Source organism: Kitasatospora sp. NPDC023120 (assembly GCF_055560835.1).
The window spans coordinates 112,290-125,718 of sequence record NZ_JBVHHY010000024.1 but is presented as its reverse complement, the minus strand read 5'-3'; the positions used below and the strand labels follow the sequence as shown (position 1 = coordinate 125,718).

The 13,429-nt window shown below is 72.8% G+C and carries 9 protein-coding genes; 3 read left to right on the top strand and 6 right to left on the bottom strand.

Features of this window, described 5'->3' with window-relative positions; translation table 11 throughout:
* Nucleotides 1–6: 6 nt before the first annotated feature.
* Nucleotides 7–606 (bottom strand): DUF5998 family protein, encoded by a 600-nt coding sequence (locus ACZ3TI_RS30595; protein WP_465731878.1) that lies wholly within the window; start codon nucleotides 604–606, stop codon nucleotides 7–9.
* A 91-nt stretch (nucleotides 607–697) separates the two neighbouring features.
* Nucleotides 698–3,568 (bottom strand): bifunctional acetate--CoA ligase family protein/GNAT family N-acetyltransferase, encoded by a 2,871-nt coding sequence (locus ACZ3TI_RS30590; RefSeq protein ID WP_465731876.1) that lies wholly within the window; start codon nucleotides 3,566–3,568, stop codon nucleotides 698–700.
* A gap of 237 nt (nucleotides 3,569–3,805) precedes the next feature.
* Here ACZ3TI_RS30590 and ACZ3TI_RS30585 point away from each other — a divergent pair, with 237 nt between their 5' ends.
* Entirely contained in the window at nucleotides 3,806–4,087 is a 282-nt protein-coding gene (locus tag ACZ3TI_RS30585; RefSeq protein WP_465731874.1) for an HPr family phosphocarrier protein, read from the top strand.
* A 107-nt stretch (nucleotides 4,088–4,194) separates the two neighbouring features.
* On the opposite strand, the gene ACZ3TI_RS30580 is transcribed toward ACZ3TI_RS30585, so the two are convergent.
* From ACZ3TI_RS30580 to ACZ3TI_RS30570, 3 genes are all read right to left on the bottom strand, one after another.
* Nucleotides 4,195–5,388, bottom strand: a complete 1,194-nt coding sequence (locus tag ACZ3TI_RS30580) for an RtcB family protein (RefSeq protein ID WP_465731872.1) — start codon at nucleotides 5,386–5,388, stop codon at nucleotides 4,195–4,197.
* Nucleotides 5,389–5,709: 321 nt separating this feature from the next.
* Nucleotides 5,710–7,074: a M16 family metallopeptidase gene (locus tag ACZ3TI_RS30575; protein WP_465731919.1), complete on the bottom strand. Its 1,365-nt coding sequence runs from the start codon at nucleotides 7,072–7,074 to the stop codon at nucleotides 5,710–5,712.
* A 20-nt stretch (nucleotides 7,075–7,094) separates the two neighbouring features.
* Nucleotides 7,095–8,441 (bottom strand): M16 family metallopeptidase, encoded by a 1,347-nt coding sequence (locus tag ACZ3TI_RS30570; RefSeq protein ID WP_465731870.1) that lies wholly within the window; start codon nucleotides 8,439–8,441, stop codon nucleotides 7,095–7,097.
* A 267-nt stretch (nucleotides 8,442–8,708) separates the two neighbouring features.
* On the opposite strand from ACZ3TI_RS30570, the gene ACZ3TI_RS30565 reads away from it, so the two are divergent.
* On the top strand, nucleotides 8,709–11,159 hold the full coding sequence (locus ACZ3TI_RS30565; RefSeq protein ID WP_465731868.1) for a DNA gyrase/topoisomerase IV subunit A: 2,451 nt from the start codon (nucleotides 8,709–8,711) through the stop codon (nucleotides 11,157–11,159).
* A gap of 145 nt (nucleotides 11,160–11,304) precedes the next feature.
* A complete protein-coding gene (locus ACZ3TI_RS30560; protein WP_465731866.1) occupies nucleotides 11,305–12,207 on the top strand; it encodes a sucrase ferredoxin in 903 nt (300 codons plus the stop codon).
* Between the two features lie 143 nt (nucleotides 12,208–12,350).
* Here ACZ3TI_RS30560 and ACZ3TI_RS30555 read toward each other — a convergent pair whose 3' ends face one another.
* Nucleotides 12,351–13,427, bottom strand: coding sequence for an ABC transporter substrate-binding protein (locus tag ACZ3TI_RS30555; protein ID WP_465731864.1), 1,077 nt, complete (start codon nucleotides 13,425–13,427; stop codon nucleotides 12,351–12,353).
* Nucleotides 13,428–13,429 lie beyond the last annotated feature (2 nt).

The following is a 13,429-nucleotide window of genomic DNA, read 5'->3' as shown; positions in this document are numbered from 1 at the left end:
CGGCGATCAGGCGCGCGGGCCGTTGTCGATCGTCGCGTCGGACAGCGCCCGGGCGAACAGCAGGGCCTGGGCCACCGTCTCCGGGCCGTCGCCGGCCTCGCTCACCCGCAGTGAGAGGTCGTCAGCCGTCGCCGAGCCGGTGTAGCCGTGGTCGGCCTCGCAGTTCGGGTCCGAGCAGCCGGCCGGCTCCAGGTCCAGGCGCTGCACCGCGCCCCAGCCGATGGTCAGCACCACCTCGCGCGGGAGCGTCCCCGGCGTGTACGTCTCCGGGTTCGCCACCATCCGGCTCAGCACGACCGAGCCGATCCGGTCCAGCCGGACGCTCTCCGTCGAGGTCGTCGCGAACGGCACCGAGGGGCTGCCCTCGGCCCCCGACTGCTCGTCGGTGTGGCTCACCACGAACCTGGTCGGGGTCAGCACCAGCACCGTCACGTGCCGGCGGACCTCGTTGGCGTCGAAGGTCGTCTCCTGGTGCACCAGGTAGGAGCTGATCGGCTCCGGACCCACCGCGGACTCCACCGCCTCGGACACCAGGGCCGGGTAGTAGCCGCTGCGCTCGATCGCCGAGCGCAGGTCCTGAGTGGTGGTGGTACCGGTCTTCGCCATATCTCCATCCTGGCATGGTCCGCCGACGAAGCGGGCGGCGCGGCGCCGAGCTTCGGACAACAGCGCCCGGGCAGGGCGCAACCAAGGAAGGTTACAGCGTGCTCATCGCGCGCGGGCCCAGATCGCTGCGGACCGGCAGGGGTGCGACCCGCACCCGCGCCCCCAGGATCGCCAGCCCGTGCGGGGCCACGACCACGGGTTCGAGGTCCACCGAGGCGATCTCCGGAACGTCGTCCACCAGCTGCGACACCCTGAGCAGCAGTTCCTCCAGGGCTGCGGTGTCCACCGCCTCGGCGCCGCGCCAGCCGAACAGCAGCGGCGCCGCCCGTACCTCCCGGATCAGCCCTGCCACGTCCTGGTCGGTGGCCGGAACCAGTCGGTGCGCGGTGTCGCCCAGCAGTTCGGCCGGAGCGCCGGCCAGGCCGAAGGAGAGGATCGCGCCGACCGCCGGATCGACCGTGGCGCCGATCACGGTGTCCACGCCGCGCGGCGCCAGCCGCTGCACCACCAGCTCGGCCTGCTCGGCGCCCCCGAGCAGCGCGTCCAGCTCGCGGTGGGCACGGCGCAGGCCCGGCTCGCCGGTCAGGTCCAGCCGGACGCTGCCCAGGTCGGGGCGGTGGCGCAGGTGCGGGGCGGTCGCCTTCAGGGCCACCGGGTAGCCGAGCGAGGCCGCCGCCGCGACGGCCGTCGCCTCGTCCGGGGCCGGGAGCGTCGGCGAGACGTCGATGCCGTAGCGGGCCAGCAGCTCGCGGGCCTCGGCGTCGGACAGGGTGATCCGGGCGCCGCCGGGCTGGGTGCGCGACCAGGAGGCGCGGCGCGTAGCGTCTCGGTCAAGGGTGGTGGTGGGCGACGGGCGGGAGATCGCGGTCCGGGCGCTCAGCGCCGCCGCCACCAGGGTGCGGGCGCCGGGCTCGTCGATCCGGTCCAGCTCGGGGACGCGCGCCGTCTCCTCCGCCTCGGCCGTCCGGCGGCGCCACTGCGCGTAGTGCACGGCGTGGGCGAGGGCGTGCACGGCCCGCTCGGGCGCCGGGTAGGCGGGGATGCCGCCAGGGCGCAGCCGGGCCGGGAGGTCGGTGAGCGCCAGGTGGGCGAGCAGCAGCGGCTTGCCCAGCTCCCGGGCGCGCTGACCGGCCTCGAGCAGGGCGGCGGCGATCTCCGGGTCGTCGGAGCCCATCTCGGGGTCGTCCTCGCCGGTCAGCCGGCCGCCCATGAAGGCGTGCGCGGAGGTGCCGATCGGCGGGATGGCGACGGCGATCACCGCGTCCACGGCGGGGTCGGCGAGGGCGACGTCCAGCGCGATCCGGAAGTTCTCGCCGGTGGCGGCGGTGGTCAGGTCGACGGGCGTGCGCGGGCGCAGCCCGGCGCTCAGCAGGGCGTCGTAGGTGAGCAGGCCGAGCGAGTCGGAGTTGCCGACCACTGCGACCCGTTCCCCCGCGGGCAGCGGCTGCAGGGCCAGCAGCTCGCCGGTGTCGTACAGCTCGGTGATGGTCGAGACCCTGATGACGCCCGCCTGTTCGAACAGCGCGTCGACGGTCGCGTCGCGCAGGCCGCTGGCGGTGGCGGGGACGGCGTGGCCGGGGGGCAGGCTGCCGGTATGCCGGGCGCCCTTGACCACCACGATCGGCTTGGCGGCGGCCAGCCGGCGGGCGATCCGGGTGAACTTGCGCGGGTTGCCGAAGGACTCCAGGTAGAGCAGGACGACCTGGGTGGCCTCGTCCTCGGCCCAGTACTGCAGGAAGTCGTTGCCGGAGACGTCGGCGCGGTTGCCCACCGAGGCGAAGGAGGAGACGCCGAGGCCGCGCTTGTGGGCGGCCTCCAGCAGGGCCACGCCGATCGCGCCGGACTGGCAGAAGATCCCGAAGCCGCCGCGGTCGGGCAGGCGCGGTGCGAGCGAGGCGTTCAGCGGGTTCGCCGGGTCGGTGTTGATCAGGCCGAAGGCGTTCGGGCCGATCACCCGCATCCCCGCCGCACGGGCCTGGCGGACCAGGGCGCGTTGCCGGTCCCGGCCTTCCGAACCGGTCTCCGCGTAGCCGGCGGTGACCACCACCAGGCCCTGCACGCCGTGGGCGCCGCACTCGGCGACGGCGGCCGGGACGGCGCCCTCGGGGACGGCGATCACCGCGAGGTCCACCGGTCCGGGAATGTCCAGAATCGAACGGTGGACCGGGACACCGTCCAGTTCGGTGCCGGGCCGGGCGTTGCGGTTCACCGCGTGGACGGGGAACCCGGCCGGGGCGCCGGCCAGCAGGTCGCGCAGGATCGCCCGGCCGACGGTCTGCGGGGTGCGGGACGCACCGATCACCGCGACCGAGCGCGGGGTGAGCAGCCGCTGCACCGAGCGCGCCTCGGCTCGGTGCTCGCGGGCGCGCATCACGGCGAGCGAGCGGTCGGTCTGTTCGAGGTCGAACTCCAGGTGCACCACACCGTCGGCGAAGCTGCGGTGCTGGGTGTAGCCGGCGTCGGTGAAGACCTTCACCATCTTCCGGTTCTCCGGCAGCACCTCGGCCTGGAAGCGGCGGATGCCGCGCTCCTGGGCGACGGCCGCAATGTGCTCCAGCAGCGCGGAGGCCACGCCGCGGCCCTGGTGGGCGTCCTGTACCAGGAACGCCACCTCGGCGTCGGTCCCGGTGTCGGAGGGGCGGCCCTCGGCGTCGATCCGGTCGTACCGGACCGTGGCGATGAAGTGGTCCCGGATGACGACCGCGAGGCCGACCCGGTTCACGAAATCGTGGTGGGTGAAGCGGCGGACGTCCTTGTCGGAGAGCCGGGGATAAGGGGCGAAGAAACGGAAGTACTTGGACTGCTCCGAGACCTGCTCGTAGAACTCCACGAGGCGTCCGGCGTCGGCGGGCGTGATCGGCCGGATCCGGGCCGTACCGCCGTCGCGCAGCAGGATGTCGGCCTCCCAGTGCTGCGGATAGTCCGGTTGCTGCTCGGGGTTCGCTGCCGCGGAGTCGTCCACATTCGTCAGGTTATCCGGCGGCGAGCCGAATGGCGCCGGGGTCGTGCCCACGGCAGGGTGGACGGGACCTTCGGCCCGGGCCACGGGCGGGGTTTATGCCCCGAAAGAAACAATCACAACTCCTGAACGCGGCGGCTCGCAGGGTCACCCGCGTGCAACACTGGTCTAGACAACATGGCCGTTCCCCCGCTCCCACCGAGCACGGCCGTGACCAGCTTCACCGGAAAGGCACGTCTCATGGCTGAGCGCCGCGTCACCATCGGTTGGGCCGAGGGCCTGCACGCCCGTCCCGCCTCCGTCTTCGTCCGGGCCGTCACGGCCACCGGCGTGCCGATCACCATCGCCAAGCCCGGCGGCAACCCGGTCAACGCCGCCTCCATGCTCGGCCTCCTCGCCCTGGGCGCCCAGGGCGGCGACGAGGTCATCCTGGCCTCCGACGCCGAGAACGCCGACGACGCGCTCGACCGCCTCGCCAAGCTCGTCCAGGAGGGCCTCGACGAGCTCCCCACCGCGGCCTGAGCCCTCGCGAACGCCCGATCGAGGTGCCGCCGGATTCCGGCGGCACCCCGATCTGCTGTTGACGGTCAGCCCCTGGCGGTCAGCCGTCGACGGTCGGCTCTTGACGGTCAGCCCTTGACGCAGACGACCTGCTTGAGGTGCGCGACCACCTCGACGAGGTCCTTCTGCTGCTCGATGACCTTCTCGATGTTCTTGTACGCGCCCGGGATCTCGTCCACCACGCCGCTGTCCTTGCGGCACTCGACGCCCTTGGTCTGCTCGGCGAGGTCCCGCGTGGTGAACCGCTTCTTCGCGGCGTTGCGGCTCATCTTGCGGCCGGCGCCGTGCGAGGCGGAGTTGAACGCCGCCTCGTTGCCCAGGCCGCGGACGATGTAGGAGCCCGTCCCCATCGACCCCGGGATGATCCCGAGGTCGCCGGAGCCGGCCCGGATCGCGCCCTTGCGGGTCACCAGCAGGTCGACGCCGTCGTACCGCTCCTCCGCCACGTAGTTGTGGTGGCAGCTGATCACCTCGTCGAAGGTCACCTCGGCCTTGGCGAACTCGCGCCGGACGACGTCCTGGAAGAGCGCCATCATGACTGCGCGGTTGTGCTTCGCGTACTCCTGCGCCCAGAAGAGGTCCTGGCGGTAGGCCGCCATCTCCGGGGTCTTCGCGAGGAAGACCGCGAGGTCCTGGTCGATCAGGCCCTGGTTGTGCGGCAGCGAGCGGGCAACGCCCATGTGGTGCTCGGCCAGCTCCTTGCCGATGTTGCGGGAGCCGGAGTGCAGCATGAGCCAGACCGCGCCAGTCGTATCGACACACAGTTCGATGAAGTGATTTCCGCCGCCGAGCGTCGCCATCTGCTGCATCGCCCGCTCGCGGCGCCACTTGACGTCCTCCGCGATGCCGTCGAAGCGCTGCCAGAAGTCGTCCCAGCCGGTGGCGCGGAAGCCCCGCAGCTTGGCCGGGTCGACCGGGTCGGTGTGCAGGCCGCGGCCGACCGGGATGGCCTGCTCGATCTTGTTGCGCAGACCGGAGAGGTCGTCCGGGAGGTCGTCGGCGGTGAGCGAGGTCTTCACCGCGCTCATCCCGCAGCCGATGTCGACCCCGACCGCCGCCGGGCAGACGGCGTCCTTCATCGCGATGACGGAGCCGACCGTCGCGCCCTTGCCCAGGTGGACGTCGGGCATCACGGCGAGGCCGTGCAGCCAGGGCAGGGAGCTGATGTTGCGCAGCTGCTGCAGGGCCTGACTCTCGACCGTCGCCGGGTCGGTCCACATCCGGATCGGGACCCGGACGCCGGGTACTTCGGTGAACGACATGGGTGAACGACCTCCAGTGGTCGGGTGGTTCGGTGAAATGGGGTGCCGCGCGCATGCGATCCCGGTGCGGCTCGGGGAAGTTCAGGGGTGGGGCTCAGAGGCCCAGGGCGGCACAGGGGGAGTACGGCCTTGGGGAGCGTCGTCGTATGGCTCGCTCGACCCGCATGGTGACCGCCTCCCTTCGTTCGTCCGATCTCGTACGTGTGTGCCGTGCCGGGGGATATCTATCCACGGGACGTCAGCGGCCCGCAAGGGATTAAAAAACGGCGACGGCCCGGCGGAGCGGGTGCTCCACCGGGCCGCGCGCGGACGTGGGGTGCGTCAGCTGACGACGGTGACCTCGCCGATGCCGAGCGCCCGCACGTCGTCGGCGATCGCGGCTGCGTCGCCGACCAGGACGGTGACCAGGCGGTCCGGCGGGAAGGCCGCGACGACCGCCTCGGTGGCGGCGGCGGTGGGCAGTTCGGCGAGCTGCCGGTAGACCTCGGCCTGGTAGTCGTCGGGCAGGTTCTGCTCGACCTGGTCAGCCAGGGTACCGGCCACCGAGCCCGCGGTCTCGTACTTCAGCGGGGCGACGCCGACCAGGAACTGCACGGCCTCGTCGCGCTCGGCGTCGGTGAGGCCCTCGGCGGCGAGGGTGCGCAGGATGGTCCAGGTGTCGGCGAGCGCCGGGGCGGTGGAGGCGGTGTCCACCGAGCCGCTGATGGCGAGCAGCGCGCGCCCGCTGCCGTCGGCGGCGGAGCGCAGCGGCTGGGCGAAGGCGCGGACGCCGTAGGTGTAGCCCTTCTCCTCGCGCAGGACGCGGTCCAGGCGGGAGGTGAGGGTGCCGCCCAGGCAGTAGGTGCCGAGGCTCTGGGCGGCCCAGGCCGGGTCGTGGCGGTCGGGGCCGATCCGGCCGATCAGCAGCTGGGTCTGGACGGAGCCGGGGCGGTCCACGATGACCACGCGGCCCCGGTCGTCGCCGGTGACCGGGGCGTGCACGGAGGCCTCGGCGGCCGTGCCGGTCCAGGTGCCGAGGGTGCTCTCCAGCAGGGCGGGCAGGTCGACGCCGGTGAGGTCGCCGACCACGACGACGGTGGTGGTCGCGGGGCGCACGTGGGCGTCGTAGAAGGCCTTGACGGCGGCGCGGTCGATCGACTTGACGGTGTCGGCGCTGCCGGAGCGGGGCCGGGAGAGCCGGTCGGCGGCGTCGAAGAGCTCGGCGTAGAGGGCCTTGGCGGCGCGCCGGGCGGGGTTGGCCTGCTCGTGGACGATCTCGTCCAGGCGGTTGGCGACCAGGCGCTCGATCTCGGCCTCGGGCAGCGCGGGGGCGCGCAGGGCGTCGGCGAGCAGGGAGAGGCCGCGCTGCAGCCGGGAGGCGGGGACCTCCAGGCCGACCCGGATGCACGGGTGGTCGGCATGCGCGTCCAGGGTGGCGCCGGCGCGCTCCAGCTCGCCGGCGAACTCCTCGGCGCTGAGCGTGTCGGTGCCCTCGTTGAAGGCGCGGGCCAGGATGGCGGCGACGCCGTCGAGGCCCTCGGGCTCGGCGACGAGCGGGGCGTCGAGGAGGACGTCGACGGCGACCAGCTGCTGCCCGGGCCGGTGGCAGTGCAGGACGGTGATGCCGTTGCCGAGCGCGGCCCGCTCGGGGGCGGGGAAGGCCCACGGGCTGGGGGTGCCGGGCTGCGGCTGGGGGTGGAAGGTCATGGCGGGGACGTAGTCGGTGCTCATGCGGCGGCACCCTCCTCTTCGGAAGCGGCGGCGGAGTCGGCGTCGGTCTCGGCGGCGGTCGGCTCGTAGGCGAGGACGGCCCGGTTGTCGGGGTGGAGCCGGGCCTTGGCGACGGCCTGGACCTCCTCGGCGGTGACGTCGAGGACCTTGGGGAGGGCGTCGTTCAGCAGCTTGGGGTCGCCGAACAGGACGGCGTAGCGGCAGAGTTCGTCGGCGCGGCCGGCGACGGTGGTGAGCCGGTCGAGCCATTCGCGCTCGATCTGGGCCTGGGCGCGCTCGAGCTCCTCGGGCGTGGGGCCCTCGGCGGCGAAGCGGGCGAGCTCCTCGTCGACGGCTGCGTCGATCTGCGCGAGGGTGGCGTCGCCGGAGGTCTTGACGTCGAGCCAGCCGAGGCTGGGGGCGCCGGCCAGGCGCAGCAGGCCGAACCCGGCGGCGACGGCGGTGCGGTCGCGGCGGACGAGCCGGTTGTAGAGGCGGCTGGACTCGCCGCTGCCGAGGATGGTGAGGGCGAGGTCGGCGGCGTCGGCCTCGCGGGTGCCGTCGTGCGGGAGGCGGTAGGCGGCCATCAGGGAGCGGGAGGGGACGTCCTCGTGGACCTCCTCGCGGATCTCCCGGCCGATGGTGTCCGGGAGTTCGCCGGAGCGCGGCGGCTGCTTGCCGTCGTGGGCGGGGATGGAGCCGAAGTACTTCTCGACCCAGGCGATGGTCTGCTCGGGGTCGATGTCGCCGACGACGGACAGGACGGCGTTGTTGGGCGCGTAGTAGGTGCGGAAGAACGTCCGGGCGTCCTCCAGCGTGGCCGCGTCGAGGTCGGCCATGGAGCCGATCGGCGTGTGGTGGTACGGGTGGCCGTCGGGGAAGGAGAGCGCGGTGAGCTTCTCGAACGCGGTGCCGTACGGGACGTTGTCGTAGCGCTGGCGGCGCTCGTTCTTGACGACGTCGCGCTGGTTCTCCATGGACGTCTCGTCGAGCGCGACGAGCAGCGAGCCCATGCGGTCGGCCTCCAGCCAGAGGGCGAGCTCCAGCTGGTGGGCGGGCATGGTCTCGAAGTAGTTGGTGCGCTCGAAGCTGGTGGTGCCGTTGAGCGAGCCGCCGGCGCCCTGGACGAGCTCGAAGTGGCCGTTGTTGGAGACGTTGGCGGAGCCCTGGAACATCAGGTGCTCGAAGAGGTGGGCGAGGCCGGTGCGGCCCTTGACCTCGTGGCGGGAGCCCACGTCGTACCAGAGGCAGACGGCGGCGACCGGGGTGAGGTGGTCCTCTGAGAGGACGACGCGCAGGCCGTTGGCCAGGCGGTGCTCGGTGATGGCGATGCCTCGGCTGGAGGCGGGGGCCGGGTTGGCCATGCGCTCGGGTCCTTCCCGTCGTCGATGTCGGGGGTTCGTGTGGCGTCCCCCATTGTGGTGCAACGCGTGGGAGCCGTAATCGTGTCCGCGCGGACCGGGTCGTTCGCCAGGGGCGGAAGAGGGCCGCTGAGCGGGAGTGTCGGCGCGAGGGTCCACAATGGGGGCGCCGCGCCCTGTCGACCGTCGCCCGGTTGACGGGTCCGGCGACAGGACGGCACCGGCCGACCGAGACACACAGCCAGCGACACGTAAGGGAGCCCCGCCGCGATGGCCCGCCGCAGTTCGCAGACCCCGCCGCCCGGAGACTTCGAGGAGCGGATCCTCGACGTCGACGTCGTGGACGAGATGCAGGGCTCCTTCCTGGAGTACGCCTACTCGGTGATCTACTCGCGTGCGCTGCCCGACGCGCGGGACGGCCTGAAGCCGGTGCACCGCCGGATCCTGTACCAGGCCAACGAGATGGGCCTGCGCCCGGACCGCGCGCACGTGAAGTGCGCCCGCGTGGTGGGCGAGGTGATGGGCCGGCTGCACCCGCACGGCGACCAGTCGATCTACGACTCCGTGGTGCGCATGGCGCAGCCGTTCTCGATGCGCTTGCCGCTGATCGACGGGCACGGCAACTTCGGTTCGCTGGGCAACGACGATCCGCCGGCGGCGATGCGCTACACCGAGTCGCGGCTCACCGCGGCGTCGATGGCGATGGTGGAGTCGATCCACGAGGACACCGTCGACTTCGGCCCGAACTACGACGGCAGCGAGCAGGAGCCGCTGGCGCTGCCGGCCGCGTTCCCGAACCTGCTGGTGAACGGCGCGACGGGCATCGCGGTGGGCATGGCCACGAACATGCCGCCGCACAACCTGTCCGAGGTGGTCGCGGCCGCCCGGCACCTGATCAAGCACCCGAACGCGGACCTGGACACGCTGATGCGGTTCGTCCCCGGTCCGGACCTGCCGACCGGCGGGCGGATCGTGGGCCTGTCGGGGATCCGGGACGCGTACGAGTCGGGCCGCGGCACCTTCAAGATCCGGGCGACGACGACGGTGGAGGCGGTGACGGCCCGCCGCAAGGGCATCGTGGTCACCGAGCTGCCGTTCAACGTCGGCCCGGAGAAGGTCATCTCGAAGATCAAGGACCTGGTCAACGCGAAGAAGCTGCAGGGCATCGCGGACGTCAAGGACCTGACCGACCGCGAGCACGGGCTGCGGCTGGTCATCGAGGTGAAGAACGGCTTCGTGCCGGAGGCGCTGCTGGAGCAGCTCTACAAGCTGACGCCGATGGAGGAGACCTTCGGCATCAACAACGTCGCGCTGGTGGACGGGCAGCCGCTGACGCTGGGCCTCAAGGAGCTGCTGGAGGTCTACGTCGACCACCGCTTCAACGTGGTGCGCCGGCGCAGCGACTTCCGCCGCCGCAAGCGCGAGGAGCGGCTGCACCTGGTCGAGGGCCTGCTGGTGGCGCTGGTCGACATCGACGAGGTCATCGCGATCATCCGGTCGAGTGACAACGCGCAGCAGGCGAAGGAGCGCCTGATGGAGCGCTTCTCGCTGTCGGAGACGCAGACCGCGTACATCCTGGACACCCCGCTGCGCCGGCTGACCCGGTTCGACCGGGTGGAGCTGGAGCAGGAGAAGGCGAAGCTCACCGCGGAGATCGCGGACCTGACCGAGATCCTGGAGTCGGACACCAAGCTGCGCAGCGTGGTGTCGTCCGAACTCGGCGCGGTGGCGAAGCAGTTCGGCACGGAGCGGCGGACGGTCCTGCTGGAGGCGGGCGCGGCGCCGTCGGCGGCGCTGGCGGTTCCGCTGGAGGTCGCGGACGACCCGTGCCGGGTGCTGCTGTCCTCGACGGGCCTGCTGGCGCGCACGTCGGACGGCGAGCCGTTCGAGCTGTCGGAGAAGCGGTCGAAGCACGACGTGATCGTGTCGGCGGTGCACGCGACGGCGCGCGCGGACGTGGGCGTGGTGACGTCCGCAGGCCGGGTGCTGCGGCTGCCGGTGATCGATCTGCCCGCGCTGCCGCCGACCCCGTCGCCGAACCTGGCGGGCGGCGCCGCGGTGGGCGAGTTCCTGCGGTTGGAGGCTGACGAGCGGGTGCTGGCGCTGACCACGCTGGACGAGTCCTCGCCGGGGCTGGCGCTCGGCACCGTGCAGGGCGTGGTGAAGCGGGTGGTGCCGGAGTGGCCGGCGAACAAGGACGAGTTCGAGGTGATCGCCCTCAAGGACGGTGACGAGCTGGTCGGCGCGGTCGAACTGCGCACCGGTGAGGAGGACTTGGTCTTCATCACCTCGGACGCCCAGCTGTTGCGCTACCCGGCGGGCCAGGTCCGTCCGCAGGGCCGTCCGGCCGGCGGCATGGCGGGCATCAAGCTGTCCGACGGCGCGCGGGTGCTCTCCTTCACCGCGGTCGACCCGGCCGCGGACGCCGTGGTGGTCTCGGTGGCCACGGCCTCGGGCACGCTGGCCGGCGGCGAGCAGACCACCTGGAAGGTCACCCCGTTCGAGCAGTACCCGCGCAAGGGCCGCGCCACCGGCGGTGTCCGCTGCCAGCGCTTCCTGCGCGGCGAGGACGCCCTCGCCTTCGCGTGGGCCGGCGCCGCTCCGGCCCACGCCGCCACCGCCAAGGGCGCCCCGGTCGACCTCCCCGAGCGCGACCCGCGCCGCGACGGCTCCGGCACCCCGGTCACCACCCCGATCGCGGTGGTCGCCGGTCCGGCGTAACGGCCCGGCGTAACGACCGGGCGCAGCCGCTTGCACCGACGGCCGTACCGAGTGGAGGACGGGGGAGGGACACCCGCGGGTGTCCCTCCCCCGTCGTCTCCGAGGCTCGACGGCCGGATGATCCGGTGAGGGTAGCCTTTCCCGGGTGAGCACCTGTACGACCTTGTCGCGTGAACTTTCGGAGCCGCTGGCCGCGACGGCGGCGGTGGCGAGCACCTGGCTGCTGGTGGAGCAGAACGGGCCGTGGGGTGCGAAGGCGCTGCGCGAGAGCCATCTGGACGCGGCGGTCGGGCGGGCGCTGGAGGAGGCCACCGCGGGGACGGGTGTGCGGGTGGCGCTGGTCCGGCGGCCGGGGCGGCACGCGGACTGCCTGCCGACGGCGCGGCACGAGGTGATCGTGGCGCACACGGTGCCGGGCCGCGGCTGGGTGCGCCGGGCGCAGGTGGCGGATCCGGCGGAGCTGCTGGGGTTGGACTTCGCGGCGCTGGGCGTGGGCGACCACACGGGTTTCGGTGCGGAGCACGTCGGCGGCCCGGTGGCGCTGGTGTGCACCAATGGGCGGCGGGACCGGTGCTGCGCGTTGCTGGGGCGTCCGCTCGCGGCGGAGCTGGCGGCGGCCGGGCACAGCGAGGTGTGGGAGGTCACCCACCTGGGCGGGCACCGCTTCTCCCCCACGATGCTGGTGCTGCCGTACGGCTACGCGTACGGGCGGCTGACGGCGGAGACGGCCAAGGAGGTGCTGGCGGCGACGGCCTCGGGGCACATGGTGCCGGAGTGGTCGCGGGGCTGCTCGGGCTGGGAGCGTCCGGGCCAGGCGGCCGAGCACGCGGTGCGGCTGGCGACCGGGGAGACCAGGGTGGACGCGCTGACGCTCACCCAGCGGGTGGACGGCGAGGGCCGCTGGCTGGTGGCGGTGCTGCACGAGGACGGCCGGGCCTGGGAGGTGGACGTGATCGAGGGCGCGAGCGAGCCGGCGCGTCCGGAGAGCTGCGGCAAGGCGGCGGGGACGCCGTCGCGGATGGACGTGCTCAGCGTCCGGGGGGTCTGAGTCCGGGCCCCAGTACGCGAGGTCCGCGAGGTCCGCGAGGTCCGCGGCGCCCGCGGGGCCTGAGCGGCCGGGGGTCGGGGGGCCTGAACAGCACGGCGGCCCCGCGCCCGTGGGGGTGAGCGCGGGACCGCGGCGGAGGGGGATCAGCTGGTGGCCTTGCCCACGAACTCCGTGGTGTAGGTCTTGGACAGGTCGATCGACCCCTCCTTGCCCTTGACGTCCGGGTGGAAGGCCGCGAGCACCGCGAGCACCGTCTTCGGACCGTCGGCCGGCATCACGCCGTCCGTGGTGAACATCGGCAGCGTCGCCTTGATCGCCGCCGCGTACTGCTCGGCGCCGCCCTGCGCGTAGTCGGCGGGCATCTTCGCGGCGATCTCCTCGGGGGTGTGGGTGGACATCCACTTGAGGGTCTTCACGAAGGCGTTGGCGAGCTTCTGGGTGGTGTCCTTGTTCTTCTCCACCCAGTCGACGTTCATGTACAGCGAGGACGACGGGTACAGCCCGCCGAGCGCCTGGCGCGAGCCCTCGGGGGTGCGCATGTCGTAGAGGACCTTGCCGAGGCCCTTGTCCAGGATGTTGGCGACGGTCGGGTCGGTGGTCATCCCGGCGTCGATGCTGCCCTGCTGGAGCGCGGCGATGAAGGTCTGGCCGGCGCCGACCGCGATCGGGCTGAACTCGCTGACGGCGGTGCCGTTCTTGACCGCGAGGTACTTGGTGAGGAAGTCGGTCGAGGAGCCGATGCTGGTGACGCCGAGCTTCTTGCCCTTGAAGTCGGCACCGGACTTGACGGCGTCGGCCTGCTTGGTGGAGACGATCTCCACCTCGCCCGGGGCCTGGGAGAACTGCACCACGGACTCGACGTGCTTGCCCTTGGCCTGCAGGTCGATGGTGTGGTCGTAGAAGCCGACGGCGCCCTGGACGTCCCCGGCGAGCAGGGCGGTGGTGGCGTTGACGCCGGCGGGCTCGGTCATCAGCTCGACGTTGACGCCGGCCTCGGCGAAGTAGCCGAGCCGCTGGGTGAGCATCGCGGGCAGGTAGATGACCTTGTCCAGGCCACCGACCATGATCTTGACCTTGGGCCCGTCGACCTGCTGCCCGGCGGGGGCGGCGACCGCGCCGTGGCCGGCGGTGGCGGCGTCGTTGGCGCAGGCGGAGAGCGGGAGGAGCAGGCCGGCGGCGAGGGCGGCGGCAAGGACTCTGCCAGTCGGGTGGGGGCGCATGG

Excerpts from the sequence above, each read along its gene's own strand:
- ACZ3TI_RS30575 (WP_465731919.1), bottom strand. The coding sequence starts at position 7,074 with ATGACCTTCCACCCCCAGCCGCAGCCCGGCACCCCCAGCCCGTGGGCC.
- ACZ3TI_RS30570 (WP_465731870.1), bottom strand. The coding sequence starts at position 8,441 with ATGGCCAACCCGGCCCCCGCCTCCAGCCGAGGCATCGCCATCACCGAG.
- ACZ3TI_RS30585 (WP_465731874.1), top strand. The coding sequence starts at position 3,806 with ATGGCTGAGCGCCGCGTCACCATCGGTTGGGCCGAGGGCCTGCACGCC.
- ACZ3TI_RS30595 (WP_465731878.1), bottom strand. The coding sequence starts at position 606 with ATGGCGAAGACCGGTACCACCACCACTCAGGACCTGCGCTCGGCGATC.
- ACZ3TI_RS30580 (WP_465731872.1), bottom strand. The coding sequence starts at position 5,388 with ATGTCGTTCACCGAAGTACCCGGCGTCCGGGTCCCGATCCGGATGTGG.
- ACZ3TI_RS30555 (WP_465731864.1), bottom strand. The coding sequence starts at position 13,427 with ATGCGCCCCCACCCGACTGGCAGAGTCCTTGCCGCCGCCCTCGCCGCC.
- ACZ3TI_RS30565 (WP_465731868.1), top strand. The coding sequence starts at position 8,709 with ATGGCCCGCCGCAGTTCGCAGACCCCGCCGCCCGGAGACTTCGAGGAG.